Here is a 17,923-nt window from a genome sequence, read left to right as displayed (position 1 = left end):
TTTATACCTTAAGATCATAAAAAGATTTGGTGGGTTTTAGGGGCGTAGTTGTCAATAGCTTAACAATTAATTGGCTCGCCTGGCCCTGTCCATATGGGTTAGTAACTGGGGTCAATTGCAGTTGTGGTAATAGTAAAACTGCCTTATTTATCGCCGTTGTAATAGATAATGAGTCGGGTTGACAATGAATAACGCTTTGGGCTGCAAGGCGGCCTTGTTGTCTGGTACCAATATTGACGGTTGGGACATTAAATGAGGGGACCTCAATAATGCCGCTTGAAGAGTTTCCTATCACTGCGGTGGCATATTTCACACAGCTTAAATATCTGAGTTGACCTAAAGATGCTATTGCTAACACTTTCCCCTTAGCTTGCCGTGCATAGTCCTGAATCAAACTGATTATCTCCCTGCTGCCATTGTCGGCATTGGGATAGGTGATAATCACATTATGCTGGGGAAACTGTTCTAGGCTCGTTAGTAGGGCATTGAATGTCTCAATAGCGGGTTCATCAGCCAGAGTAACTGGATGATAAGTAACTAAAAAATATGGATGGTTTAAGTCAAAATTCAAATCGGATGATAACTGCTCAGGCGTCATTAATGTACTGCGACGAATGTGATCTAAGCCAATAGCGCCAACATTGTAGACACTGTTTGGCATTTCACCCATCTGGATAACGCGTTGCTTGTAGGTTTCTGTTGCCGTGCAGTGGATATGGCTGAGTTTGGTTATTGCATGTCGAAACGCATCATCGTAGGCGCCTTCTGTGATCTCGCCACCGTGTATGTGCAATAGGGGGATTTTTAGGATTGCTGCAGTTTGGGCGATGGCAAGCGCTTCAGATCTGTCACCTAGTATCACCAACACATCGGGTTTGAGCCTATCGAGAGCCTCGGCGTAGCCAATAATTCCAAGTCCTACACTTTTGGCTGTGCCCACCGCTGAATTGGATGACAACAACATTTCGACTTTTTCATCAATGGAAAAGCCATCCCTTTCAATTTGCTCAAAGGTATTGCCAAATTCTGGCGATAAGTGGCTACCAGAGACGATCAGTTGTAGAGTCAGCGTTGCGTTCTCTTGGATATCTTTAAGTAACCAATATAGGAGTCCGTAATCAGCTCTGGTTCCGGTGAACACCGCAATTTTTTTATGCATGATGAGACCCTAACGCAATTGGAGTACTTGGAAGATTAATGAGACGGGATTCAAGCATTTCAGCATTGTCCATTGGGCCACGCATTGCATCTTTAAACATCGGCAGTTTATGCATTAATTTCCATACCGGCCGGGTCATCACACCCGCATCATTAGTCGCTTTTAATATTTCATCACGACGGCGTAAATCTGGGCAAATAATTGCGTTAAGCCAATAATTAGACTTGGCATAATCGGGTTCATTCACAAACTGCCATTCGGTGTTGCTAAAGAAATCTTGGTAGTGTTGTGCCAGTGCTCGTTTTTGCTCAATAAAGAGAGGTAAGCTTTCCATTTGGGCGCAGCCAAGGGCCGCATTTAGATTGGGCATTCGATAATTGAACCCCGCCTCATCATGGTAAAACTCATAGGGGTGGGGCACCTTCGCGGTTGTTGTAATGTGTTTTGCTCGCTCGCCACTGACTTTATTGCGGGCTAATAACATACCTCCGCCGCCAGTGGTGATGATTTTATTGCCATTAAAACTCAGTGCGCCAAAATCCCCCATAGTACCTGTGTGTGCTCCCTTATAGTAAGAACCTAAACTTTCTGCCGCATCTTCAATTAAGACCAGATTCCATTGTTGACAAATCTTAAGTAATTCATCCAGTTGTGCTGGATGGCCAAAAGTATGCATCGGCAATAGCGCTTTTATTGTTTGGCCGGTTTTTTTATGGATGCATTTTCCGTGTTCATCGATAATGCCATTTTCGGCTAAATAAACGGCGACAGCTTGAGGGCATAGACTGAGACTTGTTGTTGAAATATCGATAAAAATGGGTTCAGCACCTAGATGATATAAGGTATTACAGGTAGCCACAAAAGTGAGCGCTTGTGTGATAACCAGATCGCCGCGTTTAACATTAGCCATGTACAGGGCCGTATGCAAAGCACTCGTACCACTAGAGGTCGCAACCGCTTTAGGTGATTTGGTAAAGGTTTCTATTTTGCGTTCGAAATCGTTTACGAATCGACCAACGCTAGACACAAAAGTGCTAGTAATAGTCTCTGCCACATAAGCTTGCTCATTCCCTGGAAAAGTTGGCGCATGTAAGGGAATAAACTCATTGGTTTGATAAGTGTCGCGAATAAACTCAATCAATGACCACATTAGATTGCTACCTTTAAAATCTAGCGAATTTTACATTTTTTCATCGAGAGACTTTCCCGTTTCCCTATGGGCGAAATCGGGTAACATTAACAAAAAAAGATCCAATAACTGTTTTTTAGTCCATGATTTTTCTAAAAGCATAGTTTGAATACTCTGCTCGAAAAACGCGATTAACTTGGCATCGTACTGGAGCTCATTTTTGATAATGCCCAATTCAGCAAAGCTATTCATGTCCAGAGTCTCTTTTTCCGTGAAAAACTCCTCAAAATCCTTTTCACCTGAGGTATCACTAACACTGAAATAGCACGGCCATAACCCTTTGGCTGGTAAAGTAAATGAGAGTTCTCTTGCCTCATCTTCACTGTTACAAATAGAGGCTTTATAACCACGAGTTAACAGGTAGCGGGTTGCGATATCGGCAAAGGAGATAAGGTGTTGTGACTCATCGAGCTTGGGAAAGTAAATGTCTCTATTTTCACCGAAAATACACGACATCAAACAAAGCTCTCCAGACTCCTGAGGCGTCAAAAAATAGCGTTTCACATCAGTAGGTGCAACTATGGGTTGTTGTTTTAACATTCGTTGGTTAAAGCTATGCAGTAAAGAACCATCGGAAAAGGCAACATTGGCAAACCGTGCAGTAGAAATAGCCAACTGTTCACTGCCGCGCATCAAAAACATTTCCATGATACGTTTTGATGCTCCCATCATATTCACTGGGTTAGCCGCTTTATCGGTAGAAACACAAAAATATTTTTTAACCCCATTGGCAATCGATTGCTTAATCGTTTTGTCAGTATTAAGAATATTGACGTTAATCATGCGCATCAAAGTGAAGGGGTCTTTCTCGCTTCTTACATGCTTAAGTGCTGAGAGATTAAGGACATAATCATACTGGCCATCTCTAGCGATGAAAGCATCATATTCAATGGAGTCGACATCAAGGGCAAACGTTTGAAAGTCACCCGCAATATAGCCAAAGGAGCTACGTATATCCCTGACCAGCTCGGCTAAATTATTCTCACTGAGATCGACAACATGCAACTTGAGCGGAGAGCGTTTAAAGATTTCTTTAACAACCGCTTGACCAATAGAGCCCGCGCCACCGATAACGAGAAAACGTGAGCGATTGACCTCTTGATTTAACAAGGGATTATGATGGCTGATGTCTGATACGAAAAGTGCGCTCTCCCTTCCTATCAATTTCAAAATGTCCGTCATTGGGGATCCTATTGGTGTTGGATATGCATATGCAAAATTGAGCCAGAAAATCTAAGTTACTATACAGAAAACTAAATTTTATCTTATTTTTGTATTCACATGATGAATCTAGTTCGACTTACTGCATAAAATAAATGCAAAAAATGGACCAGATTACTATAAGTGCGGTGTGATTATGGTTTAAAAGACACTTTTAAAAGCAGAGGTAAGTCATATTCAAGACTGTCAGCTAAAGCAAGCCAGTCGTGGCGTTCTTGTTCTGCAAGCATTTCACGAAATAATTGTGCAACAGTCACTGCATTTGTTAGTTCCGGCAGCAGGGGGTTAAGCAGGTCTATACAATGAGCAAAGTCATGTGAACCATCGGCTTCATAGCCTAATCGAAACTTATTAGCAGTAGATATTAATTTCATGGTGAGTATGTCAATTTGTTTATTGTTCATGACTTACACTCCTGATATGGAGCGCCATTAATGGTGGCGCCATCTAAGCTTGCGTTATAAAATGTTACGTGTGGTTTAGAATAAATATAATTTTCTAATGCTAGTAAATATCCTCGAAAACTAAGATCAGTTGCAACTTTTTCCCCATAACCATTCATTACCCAGTGTTTTTTTGCATGGGCTATAGATATGCCCAACTCGCCGTCTTGCCAGAAGGCATGAGTCTTATTATGCGGATAACTAAAATCGCAACCGAATAAGATAATAGTTTGACTTTTTAGGTGTACCGCTAAATCTATGGCAGGGTGAATTACGCTGCCATTAGTAAATAAGCGTAATTTTGGAGCTAGTTGGTATAACTCATCATAGACTTGGCTCAGCGAATAGGCGGCAAAACGTTGTCCAGGCCACCATTGCAATACATCCTGTCGTGACTTGGGGAAATAGACTAGTTTCACACTGGCGGGGATGTTGTCTGGTAACAGCTGTCGTGACATATGTTGATCTAGACTAACAACAATATCAGGGATAATATTTTCATTGAGTAACGCTTTTAATGCGGTGTCAACACTAATCATTAGTGGTCTAGTCGACTCTGGCAACGCCCGTTGCACTCTCAGATAGGTGTAATGTTGCTCTAATGTTGGGCCTGTAGCTATAACTAAGGTCTTATTAGGCTGGTAGTAGGAGCTTAAATCGGCAGCATCATTGTCTTTTTTTATTGTAGCAAGATTTTCTATCATCCGTTGCTTAAGTTTAGCATCAACATTTTTATGCTTTTTATTGGCATAGGTAATGTTATTATTAAATGCGAGTAAGTCACGCAGCCTAGCATTTTCATCACTGCTCAGTAATAATTCAGGTGTAATCGCGATATAGTGTTGCGGTAATCGGTTTTGTTGAGGTTGATATTCCAGTTCTAGGCGTTGATCGCTTAACCATTCTCTTTGATCGGTGTAAGTCAATAATAGGGCAAACAGATTCACGTTAAGCAGACATATGTTAATGCGTTTTATAGTAGAGTTTTGTACGAGAATTGTGGGTACATCACCCATACCGACGCCATAAACCGTCGCCCTGCTACAATTTCTTGGCAATTGGCCAATTAAAAGCTGTGCTTCTGCAATACGGTTATGACGACTACTTAACTGGATACCATTAACGCTAATGGTTTGCTCACGACCTTGCACTAAATGTGCATTTAAATCTGAGACTGAAGCAGTGTTTAGTACCTGACTTAGTAATGGCCAACGTCTGTTTATAACTTCTAAATTGTCATCAAAAAGTACAGTCATTAACGGTATCCTTGAAAGTATTTTTAATTTATCAAGAGAAGCCTGCAAACTGGTCTCTCCACAGGAGACAGTTCGCGACATTAACGAAAATTATCTGAAATTAATAAATCATTATAAAACATGGTGTTAAGTGTGCTTCGTGCGATTTTGACATTAACCAAAATTACTGTATTTTAGTCTAAATTAATCCCTATGGTGGCACATAGGCGGCACAGGATTTAAGGCTAAGTCATTATGAGCATTGAAACAAGCTTCACAAAACGTGCTTTCGAACAGCTCGAAATCGGTCAAAAACGCTTCAGAATCGCCGATTTTGGCCATCGAGACTCAATTAATGGCTTAATCTTAGATGTTTTCCCATCGGGAAAAAAGGTTTTTCGCTTTCGCCGCAAGCATTTAGGTAAAGACGTCACAGTGACGATCGGGGAGTTCCCGCATTTAACCATTGAGAACGCCCGTAAGCAGGCTAAGTATATCGCCGTAGACTTGGCCGAAGGGGTGAATCCGAATGAGGCAAAGCGCCTTGCAAAACAAGAGGCTGAGCGCAAAGAAGCCCTAGCGATCAGTGTTCAACAGTTGTTTGATTCCTTTGAAGCTGAGTTTATGGTCAAAATTAAGACGGGTGAGCGGCGACTCAATTCCCTTAAGGATATTCAATCCACATGGAAGAACCATATTCAGCCGCGCATTGCCCATTTACCCGTTGAAAGCATTACCGCTGTCGAAGCCGAAAACCTGCTTAAACTGATCATCACCAAAAACTCTGCCGCTGTGCGTAACAAATGCCTGACCTTGCTCAAGTCGATGTTCAACGAGCAACAAATCAATCCCTTTGGCCGCATCAAAAAATTGGCGGCGGTGAAGCGTGAGCGGATTTTGAATCAGCATGAGGTGCGGGCATTGCTTGAGTCGTTAGAATTTGAGCTACCACTTTACCGTGATGTGGTCATGCTGTTGCTGCTAACGGGTCAGCGTAAAAGCTGCGTGTTCAGTATGGAGTGGCGCGAGATAGACCATCAGCGCGGGGTGTGGATTATCCCGACCAGCAAGATTAAATCGAAAAAGCCCCATGCCGTGCCACTCACTAAAGAGGTGATGGCAATTCTTGAGCGGCGTAGTAATGAGGCGGTGCAGGGGGACAAATATGTATTCCCTGCCGAGCGCAGTCATTCAGGCCATATCACCGAAAACGCGGGTAAGGGGAGTTTCTGGTATCGCATCACTGAGCGGGCAGGGCTGCGGAGTCCTGAAAGGTCTGTAACGGCAAAAGAGGATAATGTCACTATCCATGACTTGCGGCGAACCATTGCCAGTTGGAGCGTGATGCGTGGCGGCAATATTCAAACCACCAGTAAGCTGCTGGGCCATAGTGATATTAGCATTACTGCCAGCACCTATGCCCATTTGGATATTGAGCAGGTAAGGCATGAGCTAGGCATTACTACTGCGCAGCTATTGGGCGCTACGCAGCAGGAGTCAAAAGTTGATAGGTTGGTGAGGGAGATAGAACAGCTCTCAAAGGGGGAGAGGAGAGAGCTGAACTCTAGAGTGTACTTTGAATAAATGAAACTTATAGTTTGGTAGTTTATTATTCGTGGTGTTTAGATTCACCTCTAACCTTCATAGTCCAATGTGAAACCTCTTTTTCAAAGTAAAATTTTGGGTTATTAGTAACTGATTGAAAAGGGAGCTTATCGGTAGAAGTTATAGGGATTTTGTATGAAAAGTCTGGGCTGCATAAAAAAAGACGGCTATTCAGGCTTCGAACATTTAATTTATCATTGATAAAGTTATGATTTTTTAATGTAAAATTACTAATGTGAGAAGGTCTACTTTCAATAATACTTTCTTTTTCTCTAGTAAATAACTCCACCCATCTATTAGTTATATCGTTGCAAAATGATTCAATCACAGGTTTGTTTTCTTTGATTAATTTTAATAACTTTGACTTATTCAAATTTTTTAGATTTCCTTGAAGTACACAAGAAAGATCGAATGCTGTAACTCGTGACTTTAATCCTGCCAAGTAAATCTGCACCGCATCCATATTCGGAAGACCTATTTCGCAAAATAGCGCTAGCTCCTCTAGTATCTCTGCTTCCTCTGTAAGGTCTAAATCGATAAGTTTTCTTGTAATTGCGTTGAGCGCCCAAGGAAGCGTCATTGAAAAGTAAGAAACACAAATGTCTTGACCATTATCATGAGTAGATATTTCAGATAGTGGAGTCGCACTAAACCATTTTAACCTAACATCATCCAACTCATTTTCTTCATAATCGTGCTTAAAAGTGACTGTAGGAAGTTGCTGAATCAGTTCCTCGATACTTTTTGAAAAACTTGCTATGTCAGCTGCACTCCCTTCAGTACTCTTGAAGTTACTTATTCTCTCTTTTATTGGTTCAATATAATCGTCTAGTAATTTTGAGGAACTTAAGGGAATGCCAGATTTAACCATGCCTTCCCAATTCACGTAACTGCCAGCAATTTTTAGTACAGCCTTATTTCTATTTTTAAGGAATTTGATAACTTCTTCTTGAGATACGTCGTTGTCCTGTTCTGCTTGAATGAAAGCGAGTGAATGCCTAAATACATCGTCAATCCAAGCTGATGGATCTTTTTGGTTATTTGATTCCTTCTTATAATTTAATGCTAGTAACGTATCATCTAGCCAGTCAAAAACTTCTTCTAAGAATTTTGAATAATCAGTATTTATTTTTGATAGAGATGAAAAGTCATTGTTTGCTACCAATTGCAACAATAAGTCAAAATCAACGCTGAAGTTCTTTGATATATCTTTTAGGAGTTTAACTATTGCTAGTAATCCACTCTTTGCCCGTTCCATTTTTGATGGGGTAAAGTATTCATGGCATAATTTGAGATCTCGTTCACGACTCCAATTAGTCTCATCAATGCAGTACAAAACTTTACCTTCTATATCTGTGAATGCTCTCCCTGCTCGTCCGGCTATATTCCAAAAGTCCTTTGATCCAATTCTGGTTTCTTCTTGATGGTTTAAAAAAACATCAGCAAAAATTACGGTTGATATGCCAATGTTTACTCCTTGACCTAAACTAGTTGTCGAAACAATAACCTTTACGTTTTCTAAACGAAGTAATTTTTCAATGAAAATTCGCACGTCAGTAGGTATCTTACCGTGATGGCATAGAATTCCGTATCGAGCTAAATTATATATTTCACTAACACCTGCCTCGTCACATGCAAGTCTAAATAATTCAAAAAGTTCCTTGTTTTTATAAATATGTAATTCTGGAGTTCCTCCCATAGCTCTTAGCACTCTATTAGCTGAAGAAACAACGTATCTGGCCTGAGCAATAAACATCAAAACGGTTCCAAGCTTAGACAACTTTAATGCTGTTGCAGCAATACCTTCATTTTTATCATTTGGAAAGTATTTGGTTTTTGCTCGAGGAGGTAGGAATTTCTCTATAAAATTATTGTTAAATGAGGCAGGTTCGCCTCGCCATTCAATTGTTACATTGTTTGCGTTAGTCCATTTGACTAATCCAAATCGTTTGTCTGCTATTGTCTTATTGGTTTCGTAAACGCTATCACTATCTTCGGCTATCCATTGGGCAATATCATGTGCATTCGGTAGTACAGCAGAGAGGAGTATGATTTTGCCATTATTTTTATTGATATGATGCTTTAGCTCTTCAAGGAATAACTCGATTTTAATTAATCTTTCCTCTGCACCAAGCAGATGTCCTTCATCGACAATAAGTAAACTAACCTGATTTGCGATATCCTCATCTGCTCTGACAATTGCCTTGGCTTTTTCTGGTGTTGCAATGATTACATTTGAGTTTTCAATTAATGTCTTATCAAGCTTGCTAAACTGTCCACCGCCATACAAAAATGTGGAAGAAAAACCTAAAGGAGCCAGTGTTTTCTCCATTGATTCTTCAACTTCATAAGATAGTGAACGGAATGGAGCAAGGTATAGTATTTTAGAATAAGGATTATCAATCAATGATTCCAATATTGCAATTTCAGCTATTCTTGTTTTACCGCTACTTGTTGGAAGGCTAAGAACAATATCTTTTTTTTCTTGCATAGCCTTCAGAGCATTATATTGTGCATAGAAAAGCTCTGTAATTGGAGGTGAGCGCAATGCTAGTTGCTCCACATAAGTATCTGTAATGTCACTATTAATTAAGCTTGGTAGTACATTCCAAAATGCATACTTCTTGAAGACGCTAAATAATAATTTTAACAATCTTGATAGCCACCAGATCGCTGGTTCTTCATCTATAGATGCCAACTCTTTCAGATCTGCTAGAAATTCTTGTCCAAGGTGGAGAAACTCTTCGTTACCGGAATAAATATATTCTAACGCTAAATTTAACGACTTGGATAGGATAAAAACATAATTTTTGTTGTTTTGAATTAATTCATCCTCAGAGATTTCTTGATATTCTGTATTAAGTTGGATTTTGTTGATTTCATGAATCAGTGATAGAAAGTCTTTTTTTAAAAAATTGCTTAATAACTTTTTTATTGGTGATTCATCGTTGATATTTCTGATTGCTACGAAAGATTTTGAATATTGAGATGATAGATAAAAAGATAGACTGCTCACGATCAAGTAAAAGCTACTTTGCTCATTAATTTCTGTGTTCTGTGAGTGTGTGTGATGAATAATGTCGCCAGCTTTCTCAAAAGCTTTTATGGCAACGTCATTGATTTCACTTTTCTCCGATATAGCACAGCCTATTGCTAAATATGAAAACGCAACCCCATTAACCCGATCAGTTAACTCATCTGTAAATTTTGGAAAGTTGGCTTCATTTTCTTTTACAGCTAACAAAATATTTTTCGCATTAGATTGTGCTATCAAACTTTGAGCAAATCCGTCATTTTCTAGTTTGTCAAAAAGTTCATGTGCTTTTTCAATATCCATATTTATTCCATCACCATTCTTAATGCTTCTTTAAAGCTATCACGTATCAGTTTAGCCGGATTTTCTTCGCCATAAGAAACTATAATCAGGTTACTATTATCAGAGGCTAAGTGCTTTTCTATCGTCTTATGAATAAAAGCATCGCTATGGTAAAAACCAACATACGTAATTGGTGTTTTTTTTGCGTGAATTTTTGTTACTAACTCATCAACTTCGTTTGCCAAATTGATATCTCCCATTTCCTCCAATCTATCGCTTACAAAAGTCAAAGATATAGGAAGGTTTTTTTTAGATAAGGATTTAACAATATCATCTAAAGCTTGTTTGCTTCTGGCTGTACGGAACTTAGCTTCTCCCATTATTACTTTATTTTGAATATTATTTTTATCAAAAAGTAATAAATCGTCCCCTTTCATCGATTGCTCTACGTTTGGATTGTATCTTAATTTGTGTACGAGGATTTTTAAACCTGATGTTTCAGTCAAGTATTCCGCAAGAATAATTTCACCCAAATTACCTTTCTGTGTTGTTTCCGACCTAATTGGAAACGGAATTTTTCCTTCCATATATTGAGTGAAACCATGCTTATCTAAGAGCTGTTTTTTCCTCTCTATTCTAGCTATGCGTGCTTCAGTCACATGATGTTTAACTATCCATTGAGACAAATGATCAATCAAAGTAGCTCTGTTAATCCCTTTGTTGGTAAGCTTTCTATGCTTCTTATGGGCTGTCGCAGGGGTATCTTCACATTTAAACCAATCAAAAAAGAATCCAGAATTTGGGTGCTCACCTATGAGTTTGCTTTGTTCCGTAGCTTTGTTTCTTGTAACCATAAAGTTTCCATTTCCATATGCTATCGTTCTGCCTAAGGGGATAGTATCCATTAAATCGGTATGGAAGTCAGTAACGCTGTTAGTTACTGTGCGCGGATTGGCTGCACATGGCTGCGAAAGAGAAGCCATTACTTATCCTTAAGCAATAGGTTGGTTTCCTTTGGTTAGTACAGATATTACCGTCTTTCATCCGGCTTTTAAATGACTTGTGTCACTGCTGGTTTGCGGTTCTACATGGTCTGTACACTTATTGACAGAACTCCAAGTGAGAGCAAAAAGCGTTTTTCTGAACCTGAGACTTTGTGGCCAGCGTCCAAGTGTGGACGCGGGTGATGATCTCTACGCCGAAAGAGATAATCCCCTTTAGCTGGGTTAGTGCAGCATCGCCGTAGCGATTGGTTTTGAGTGGCTGATAGTTTTCAGGGGCAATTTCGGTATTGGTTTCTGCAATTCCTGCATCTAATCCCGAAAGTCCTGCAACAGTTCCTGAAACGATTTCCTGCATTTCTGAATCGTAATCCTGAAATTCCCGAGATGGTTCCTGCATGTTCCTGAAATCGCCCTGTAATAGATTATCGGAATTTTCGGGATGATTTCCGCATTTTTTCTGGCTATTCCCGCATTCCTGCAATGCGTTTCGGGATTGTTGTTGGATTAATGCGGCAATTGGCTTGCTTTGTGTGTTAGTTACTCCACTGCGGATGGTACTGGCTTGGAGCGCTCTGGTTTGGATTTTATATAGCGGACGAATGGTTTGATCGACACGTTTACAAAACACGCCGCCTATAAGCTGAGTGTATAAAGCCCAGTTGCTGTTGTCGGCTGCTTGGCGGATGGCCTCTATCCAATCAAGTGACGGATCTTTAATTGCGTCTAGGCGTCTTAACTCGCGCCAAGGGGTAACGCTAACGCCACCAATTTGTTGAAACTGCCGTATGCCCCAACAGGACGCCCATACTTTTATCCTGATTGCTGAGCTTGAGGCATCTTTGCCGTAGCTGTCGTATTCGATGCCTTCTCCGTCAATATTCTTGTAGATGTATTTCATTATGTAGCCAGTGGCAGAACCTTTGGCTGGATCAATATATTCCACCTTAAAGCGGCGCTCCTTAGCGCCTTGCTCATCACCATCTTCTTCTAAGCAATAGTGTGTGAAGGTATCGACTAAGGTTTGCTGTTGCTCGCTAGGGACGAATAACAACAAATGCCAGTGCGGGGTGCCGTCATGGTGTGGTTCTGCCACACGAAAGCCAAATGGGGTGACTTGTTTTCGGGCAAGGTCGGCACGAATGCGGGCAAAGGTGCGATTTAAGTATTCTTGGGCATCGAGTGGGGTTGCGCCGTTCCAATTGGGATTTTCATCGCCCGTTCTGGCAAAACAGCGATGGTATTTAGACGGTGTTGTCATGGTTAAGAATAGGGCGCTATAGCCCATTTCTTTGGCGTAATCTTCAAAGCCACGGATGCGAACCATCAACTCGGCCTTGCGAATGACGGGATTAGAGACATTGAGTTTGGATAATTCGGCAAGACTTACACTATAGCCGTGTTCGTTGGTGGCTATGGTGTTTTCTAAAAGCTGTTGATTGCTCTGCCATTGGGTCTGAAAATTGCTGACGGTAATGTGACTGGCATAAATGCCTTTTTGTTTACTGACCAAATTGAGTTCCCGTGAAATGGTTTCAATTTGCAGATTGCGCTGTTTTCTTAATTTCCGTTTCCACCAAATTTCATCGCCAGCGCGGGCGAGTACGCCATAGACTTGGGCAAGCTCAATCTCATCAAGTGTGTCCAACTTAAGATGGTTGATAATTGTCTCGCTCAGTTTTGGCGGCTTAATGCTATAGCACGCCATGTAATGTAATAGCGTGTTGTAGATAGTGAGTAATTCCTTACCTTCTGCTTGCGCTGTGATCTGTATACAGCGGCGGGCGTGTTGCTTTGCCTTTGCGCTTATATCTTGCTGCTCAATATTGATGTGGTAAAAATGTTTGTCTTTACCCATAACGGCGGCAATGCGTTTAGTCAGGTGTAGCACGCTCAAATTGGCCTCGCGGCGGTTTGGCTTGCTACGATATTGCCGCATAATCGCTATACGATGAGGTGAGGGCAGGCCGTAGAGTTTACTGTCTAGCCATTGCTTATCGTGTTCATGAACATTAAGCATGTGCTTTTACCTCGCTGTTAGTCAGTAATTGCTTACCTCGCTCGTTAAGCGTGAGCTTTTGCCAACGAATACCCATCTCAAATATTGTGCTTTCTGTGAGTAGCCCTTCACGTTTTAACCGAAACAATGTGCGCTTTTGAAAGTGACCGTTAAAGGTTTCTAGGCCATCGACTTTGCCAATGTCTTGGCAGACTTCGATACAGCAAAAAGCGTAATTGCCTTGTGCAAGCCATAGTGCGAATTCAAGTTGCTCTGCCGTTAGCTTTTGTGTTGCTGGTTGAATTGTTGATTGTGTGGATGAGGACGCTGTCATTAGTTTGCCTCCTCGTTATGTAACGGAATGCTCTGGTTTGAGTCGTTGAGCTTTTCACTGAACCCGTTAACGGTATCAGTGTTCGTTAACGGGTACGTTTCATAAATGATGAGGGTTGTACCCGTTAACGGGTACATGGACTCGTTATGTAACGTAATGGGCGTTGTTTCTGTTAGGTCATGACGAAGACGCCAAAGCTCAACATAAATACAAATCGCACATAGAGAATTAAAGAGTGTGTTCATAAACCCTCCCGTTAACGAAGGATTCAACATCGCTTTGACGGTACTTCACGCAGCGGCCAACTTTAACGAAGCGTAAAGGATAGCGGCCAGTGCATCGCCAAACGGATAGAGTGCCGATGGTGACGCCGAGAAATTCGGCGACCTCTGTCGGGCTAAGTAATAGATCGTTCATGGTAACTCCTGATTAAAGTAGATTTGTCAGGAGTTAAGATAATCGTGAGGGGTTATGGTGTATGTACAATCAAACTGCTTGGATGTACATGCAGCCTGCTTGAATGTATTTTTTTGGAGTTCAGTACGAGCAATTTTATGTTGTTATTTTGAATATCTTTTAGTTGAACGAAGCCAATCTGTAACCGTTCTAATTCCGTTTACATAACTATTGAAAGGAAAGCCATTTTCCTTCCCAATCTCTTGAATTTGAGGGAATAATTCACCTGCGGCGACAGAGTAGTTTTTGTACTCACCAGCTAAAAAGAGTTCAATAGCTTGATTTTTAGTTTTCTGGGATGGCTCTTGTCTTTTTTTGCCCCCTTTCTTTGCTGCGTTCTTCAACTTCTCAAGATGGCCTTTTTGTTTGGTTATTCGTGTAAGTAATGTTTGATATCCCTCATTCATTTCAACCAACTGAGCTTCAATGAATTTTTGAATTAAAAGTATCGCTGAATAATTTAGCCCTGCCATTTTGCATGCAAGGGCAGATTGGAGAATGTTGAGCGTGTCGGGGATACAGTTTGGTAGAAGGTTGATTTCGTGATCGGTTATTTTGTATGGCACGAATGCTTCAACAAGTGTTGAAGCTTCATCAAATTGGCGAACCAGATCTAAATTTGAAATTGGTGCAAGTGCTAACAGAGGATTAAATAGGGCTGTATATTCTTTGGTGCTTTGCACTTGCTGCTGTCTGATTACTCCTTCAATACCATCAATTTTAGCAAGTTCCCTTACCAAGTTATCTTGTTTCTTTACTGAATGAATTACAGGTATGCCCTGTGTAAACGGAATATCAAGGTTGTAGAAATGATGTATCCCATTGATCACTTCGATACTTGATTTCGGCAGTGGGTTTTCATTGAATTGCTGCACAGCAAGCAGATAAGGGCGTAACTGGTGAGGTGTGTGAGCAAGCAGCAATACTATGTCATCAGTATTTACTAACGACTTTAAAAGTTCATCCATATAAGGTTAAATCCATGCGAAATCTTACATAGAAAACTATGTTAAACGAAGGTAATTGTCCATAACTGAGATGAACAGGGCAAAACGGGGATTTTTGAAAATGTTACGAAAAAAAATTCTAAAAAACGTCATTCCTATGGCGGCACATAGGCGGCACAGGATTTTTTGTTTTTCGTAAATTATTGAATTTTATAGATAAAAAGTGACTTATGGTCTCTCCACAGGGACTCGAACCCCGATCGGCCGCTTAGGAGGCGGCTGCTCTATCCTGTTGAGCTATGAAGAGACGACAGTGATTATACTGGTTTTATCTCTGATTAAAAGGCTTATGATTTAATTGGTTAAATCTTAAGCGCGATGTCGTTTATCTGTACATTGTAAGCCGCATTTTGGTCTACGAGTACGGCGGTGGCGCTTTCTTCGCTCACTTGTTCAATTTTTACCGTAGCGCGGCTTTTTGTTGCGATGGCGCGCATTTCATTGAGCCTGTCGGGTAAATTTTGCTGCAAAACGATCTGGAGCTTATCCCCCACACGAATACCGTGTTTGCGGCCTAAGTTTATGATGATCCTATCGGCTTGGCGGCTGACAACTTGACCGAGTAGCGGCCGGCAATTGAGCGTGTTGTCCAGATCTCGGGTTGCCTCTTGCATTAACTGGTTGATATTCCTGCCATAGGCCGAGCGCCAGAATTTATCACTGTTAGGGGAGATTATGGCTTGCTCTTCAAATTCCCAGGGGGCCGAAGTGCTATAGGTTTTGCTCCAGACGGCTTCTCCGCTGATCCCGTGGTAGAGGTTGAGCTTAAATTGGAATTGTCTCTGCGGGACTTCATCCCATAGGCCCATAAAGGTGGGTTGCGTAGGTTCTGTTGATATATCAATAATTTGCTGTAGCAAGATATATTGACTGTCGGTGATTTCACTCAACCAGCTTGGCAGTCGATAACCGCGGATATCGGTTAATTCTTGGTCGATGTCGAGTCTTTCTGTGGCATGCAAGTGGGTAAAACTGGTGGAGGAATAGCCATCGATGCTATTGGCGAGTTTTTCGGAGATAGCTTCTTCAAATCCTGATAGTTGCCCATATCTTAGCTGTGCCCGATCTTTCATTTGCGCCTGCGGGATGAGAATTGCCGCCTTGAGTTGCCCTGCGGGGCATTGCTGGGTCGGGTCATCATTTAAATCGAGTCTGAGTGAGACATAGATTTTGTTGCCTTGGATGCGTTCACTCACCAGCTGAATACTGATGGCCTGTGCATTGCGGTTTACCGCGAAGTTATTCTGTGTCAGGTTACCGTTCGAGGTTTGCTGCTGACTGGATATTTGAATACCAGTGCTGAGGGTGGCGTAGCTTATCGCTTGGTTAATGGCTTCTTCCCTTGCTTGGGCGATATTGCTATTGGTGATTAAGGCTTCACCACTGGCTTCAACCCATTCTGCTTTTGCAGGCATAGCGAGCAATGCAAGGCTCCACATAATGTACGAAGCGGATCTTAATATGTGCATTTATGAGTCCCTAACGCTGTGTTGCTGTCAATTTTCAGGAAGTCGGTTTACTGACATTTCCTCTTATCTACCGCTAAAAGCAAATTCTGTGCCTTATTCGATGGGAACTGAAGATAAAGTTTTCACTGTTTTTGTCGATAAAGTGCGTATACATGGACTATTTCAGTGCAATGTTTAGCCTAATGTTCAAACTAATGCTTCGCTTTGGTCTGAAATTTGCAGTTTTTTATGGCATAAACCTGTGAGTCATACAATTGTCGGTATTTTATAAATGAGGTAGACCCAATGCTAAAGCAAGTGATCATTCCCCTGACATTATTGATGTTAGGTGGATGCGTAACTCAGCCCGTTGCGCCACCGAAACCTAGCTTAGTGGATGGCAATGGTTTACCGCCAACGGCGATGATCAATCATTTATCCCAACGAATAGTCACTGAATTGGTTAAGCAAAATGATGCATTGCGTTCCGATCAGCCTATAGTCGTTGCGACTCCCGTTTTAGTGGGGGATATGAGTAGCACTAATGCTCTGGCGCAGCAGCTACAACAGGGGCTGATGACATCCTTACATCAGTTTCAATTCAATGTGGTGGATTTGAATTTAGGTGATGGACTGCGGGTGACTGCGGATGGGGACTTTATTTTGACGCGGGACTGGCAAAAACTGTCGACAAATCTTCCCGTTGAGCATCTTCTGGTGTCTACCATGAGCCCCACAACGAATGGCATGGCGATTAATGCCCGTATTGTGAATGTGAGCAATAACCGTGTGGTTTCAGCTTCGCAGGCTTTTGTGACCCAAAAAGAGCTTGGCAATTATATGCAGCTATCGGAGCAAGTGATCTCGCAGGATGGCATCTTATATCGTCAGGCGAGCCCAGGTATGAATGAAGTGCGTGTGTTAGGAGATGGAAAATGAAACGCTACCTATTATTGGTAATGGTGCTGTTAATCGGCGGCTGCGCAACCCAAGATAAGTATGTGCAGTGGGAAGATGTTCCGCCGCCCAGTTTCCCTAAGTTGACTGCTATTGGTTATGCGCCATTGGCGACCCAACCTGCGAAGGAACTGTCACAAAAAGTGCTGATGGCGATGCAAGCCTCTAAAATTGTCGCTTATCGTGAATTAGCCGAACAAGTCTATGGCCAAAACATCACTGCCAACAGCAGTGTGAGTGATTGGATGTTGACTGACGATAATGTTAAAGCGTCGGTTTCTGGGGTGATCCGTGGTGCGCGAGTCATAAAGAGCTACCCGGCGGGTGATCATTATGTGACTGAGTTAGAGCTTGATTTTGCTAAGGTATGGCAGTTGTATCAACAACAGAGCCGTCCGCAGCGGATTAAAGAAGTGACTTACTTTTAGCAAAACGGTAACGACAGTAGAACACTAGTTCGGTAACGCGAGTTCGATAACCAAAGCAAAGCCGCACATCTGTGCGGCTTTGCTTTGGCATTGCCATGGGGATATTTTAAAAAAGTAGGAAAGGG

At 41.6% G+C, this 17,923-nt stretch carries 15 protein-coding genes and 1 tRNA gene; 3 read left to right on the top strand and 13 right to left on the bottom strand.

The window, feature by feature from the left end; genetic code table 11:
- Position 1 precedes the first annotated feature (1 nt).
- From neuC to JFT56_RS13345, 5 genes are all read right to left on the bottom strand, one after another.
- Positions 2–1,159, bottom strand: coding sequence for a UDP-N-acetylglucosamine 2-epimerase (gene neuC / locus JFT56_RS13365; protein ID WP_198780557.1), 1,158 nt, complete (start codon positions 1,157–1,159; stop codon positions 2–4).
- Positions 1,152–2,309: a LegC family aminotransferase gene (locus tag JFT56_RS13360; protein WP_198780556.1), complete on the bottom strand. Its 1,158-nt coding sequence runs from the start codon at positions 2,307–2,309 to the stop codon at positions 1,152–1,154. The genes neuC and JFT56_RS13360 overlap by 8 nt, the downstream gene beginning before the upstream one ends.
- Before the next feature lie 30 nt (positions 2,310–2,339).
- Positions 2,340–3,530, bottom strand: coding sequence for a UDP-N-acetylglucosamine 4,6-dehydratase (locus tag JFT56_RS13355; RefSeq protein WP_198780555.1), 1,191 nt, complete (start codon positions 3,528–3,530; stop codon positions 2,340–2,342).
- Between the two features lie 173 nt (positions 3,531–3,703).
- Complete coding sequence (locus JFT56_RS13350) at positions 3,704–3,973, bottom strand: hypothetical protein (protein WP_198780554.1); 270 nt, start codon at positions 3,971–3,973, stop codon at positions 3,704–3,706.
- Positions 3,970–5,268 carry a motility associated factor glycosyltransferase family protein gene (locus JFT56_RS13345; protein WP_198780553.1) on the bottom strand — a complete coding sequence of 433 codons (1,299 nt, stop codon included), beginning with the start codon at positions 5,266–5,268 and terminating at the stop codon, positions 3,970–3,972. The genes JFT56_RS13350 and JFT56_RS13345 overlap by 4 nt, the downstream gene beginning before the upstream one ends.
- 234 nt (positions 5,269–5,502) lie before the next feature.
- Between JFT56_RS13345 and JFT56_RS13340 the strand changes: the two genes are divergently transcribed.
- Positions 5,503–6,831, top strand: a complete 1,329-nt coding sequence (locus JFT56_RS13340; RefSeq protein ID WP_198780552.1) for a tyrosine-type recombinase/integrase — start codon at positions 5,503–5,505, stop codon at positions 6,829–6,831.
- A gap of 25 nt (positions 6,832–6,856) precedes the next feature.
- Here the strand turns inward: JFT56_RS13340 and JFT56_RS13335 are convergent, their stop codons facing one another.
- From JFT56_RS13335 to JFT56_RS13300, 8 genes are all read right to left on the bottom strand, one after another.
- The gene (locus JFT56_RS13335; protein ID WP_198780551.1) at positions 6,857–10,189 is read right to left on the bottom strand and encodes a DEAD/DEAH box helicase; all 3,333 of its coding nucleotides are present in this window, start codon (positions 10,187–10,189) and stop codon (positions 6,857–6,859) included.
- A 2-nt stretch (positions 10,190–10,191) separates the two neighbouring features.
- The gene (locus JFT56_RS13330) at positions 10,192–11,151 is read right to left on the bottom strand and encodes a Hachiman antiphage defense system protein HamA (protein ID WP_233095518.1); all 960 of its coding nucleotides are present in this window, start codon (positions 11,149–11,151) and stop codon (positions 10,192–10,194) included.
- A gap of 118 nt (positions 11,152–11,269) precedes the next feature.
- Positions 11,270–13,189, bottom strand: a complete 1,920-nt coding sequence (locus tag JFT56_RS13325; protein WP_198780550.1) for a replication endonuclease — start codon at positions 13,187–13,189, stop codon at positions 11,270–11,272.
- Positions 13,182–13,502, bottom strand: a complete 321-nt coding sequence (locus JFT56_RS13320) for a hypothetical protein (RefSeq protein WP_198780549.1) — start codon at positions 13,500–13,502, stop codon at positions 13,182–13,184. Before JFT56_RS13320 ends, JFT56_RS13325 begins: the two co-directional genes overlap by 8 nt.
- Positions 13,503–13,730: 228 nt before the next feature.
- The gene (locus JFT56_RS13315) at positions 13,731–13,919 is read right to left on the bottom strand and encodes a helix-turn-helix transcriptional regulator (RefSeq protein ID WP_198780548.1); all 189 of its coding nucleotides are present in this window, start codon (positions 13,917–13,919) and stop codon (positions 13,731–13,733) included.
- A gap of 143 nt (positions 13,920–14,062) precedes the next feature.
- Entirely contained in the window at positions 14,063–14,926 is an 864-nt protein-coding gene (locus tag JFT56_RS13310; protein WP_198780547.1) for a hypothetical protein, read from the bottom strand.
- Positions 14,927–15,136: 210 nt separating this feature from the next.
- Positions 15,137–15,212, bottom strand: a tRNA-Arg gene (locus JFT56_RS13305).
- Between the two features lie 55 nt (positions 15,213–15,267).
- Positions 15,268–16,434: a flagellar assembly protein FlgT gene (locus JFT56_RS13300; RefSeq protein WP_198780546.1), complete on the bottom strand. Its 1,167-nt coding sequence runs from the start codon at positions 16,432–16,434 to the stop codon at positions 15,268–15,270.
- A gap of 285 nt (positions 16,435–16,719) precedes the next feature.
- Between JFT56_RS13300 and JFT56_RS13295 the strand changes: the two genes are divergently transcribed.
- Together JFT56_RS13295 and JFT56_RS13290 are read left to right on the top strand one after the other, a co-directional pair.
- Positions 16,720–17,352, top strand: a complete 633-nt coding sequence (locus JFT56_RS13295) for a FlgO family outer membrane protein (protein ID WP_198780545.1) — start codon at positions 16,720–16,722, stop codon at positions 17,350–17,352.
- Entirely contained in the window at positions 17,349–17,798 is a 450-nt protein-coding gene (locus JFT56_RS13290; protein ID WP_198780544.1) for an LPP20 family lipoprotein, read from the top strand. The genes JFT56_RS13295 and JFT56_RS13290 overlap by 4 nt, the downstream gene beginning before the upstream one ends.
- Positions 17,799–17,923: the final 125 nt, after the last annotated feature.

The sequence above is a fragment of the Shewanella putrefaciens genome, from assembly GCF_016406305.1.
Taxonomy (GTDB): Bacteria; Pseudomonadota; Gammaproteobacteria; order Enterobacterales; family Shewanellaceae; genus Shewanella; species Shewanella putrefaciens_C.
Note: the sequence above shows the minus strand (reverse complement) of the source record. Positions and strands in the feature narration are given on the sequence as shown.

What these genes read in the sequence shown, in the direction of transcription:
- neuC (WP_198780557.1), bottom strand. Translation starts at nt 1,159, where the DNA reads ATGCATAAAAAAATTGCGGTGTTCACCGGAACCAGAGCTGATTACGGA.
- JFT56_RS13360 (WP_198780556.1), bottom strand. Translation starts at nt 2,309, where the DNA reads ATGTGGTCATTGATTGAGTTTATTCGCGACACTTATCAAACCAATGAG.
- JFT56_RS13355 (WP_198780555.1), bottom strand. Translation starts at nt 3,530, where the DNA reads ATGACGGACATTTTGAAATTGATAGGAAGGGAGAGCGCACTTTTCGTA.
- JFT56_RS13350 (WP_198780554.1), bottom strand. Translation starts at nt 3,973, where the DNA reads ATGAACAATAAACAAATTGACATACTCACCATGAAATTAATATCTACT.
- JFT56_RS13345 (WP_198780553.1), bottom strand. Translation starts at nt 5,268, where the DNA reads ATGACTGTACTTTTTGATGACAATTTAGAAGTTATAAACAGACGTTGG.
- JFT56_RS13340 (WP_198780552.1), top strand. Translation starts at nt 5,503, where the DNA reads ATGAGCATTGAAACAAGCTTCACAAAACGTGCTTTCGAACAGCTCGAA.
- JFT56_RS13335 (WP_198780551.1), bottom strand. Translation starts at nt 10,189, where the DNA reads ATGGATATTGAAAAAGCACATGAACTTTTTGACAAACTAGAAAATGAC.
- JFT56_RS13330 (WP_233095518.1), bottom strand. Translation starts at nt 11,151, where the DNA reads ATGGCTTCTCTTTCGCAGCCATGTGCAGCCAATCCGCGCACAGTAACT.
- JFT56_RS13325 (WP_198780550.1), bottom strand. Translation starts at nt 13,189, where the DNA reads ATGCTTAATGTTCATGAACACGATAAGCAATGGCTAGACAGTAAACTC.
- JFT56_RS13320 (WP_198780549.1), bottom strand. Translation starts at nt 13,502, where the DNA reads ATGACAGCGTCCTCATCCACACAATCAACAATTCAACCAGCAACACAA.
- JFT56_RS13315 (WP_198780548.1), bottom strand. Translation starts at nt 13,919, where the DNA reads ATGAACGATCTATTACTTAGCCCGACAGAGGTCGCCGAATTTCTCGGC.
- JFT56_RS13310 (WP_198780547.1), bottom strand. Translation starts at nt 14,926, where the DNA reads ATGGATGAACTTTTAAAGTCGTTAGTAAATACTGATGACATAGTATTG.
- JFT56_RS13300 (WP_198780546.1), bottom strand. Translation starts at nt 16,434, where the DNA reads ATGCACATATTAAGATCCGCTTCGTACATTATGTGGAGCCTTGCATTG.
- JFT56_RS13295 (WP_198780545.1), top strand. Translation starts at nt 16,720, where the DNA reads ATGCTAAAGCAAGTGATCATTCCCCTGACATTATTGATGTTAGGTGGA.
- JFT56_RS13290 (WP_198780544.1), top strand. Translation starts at nt 17,349, where the DNA reads ATGAAACGCTACCTATTATTGGTAATGGTGCTGTTAATCGGCGGCTGC.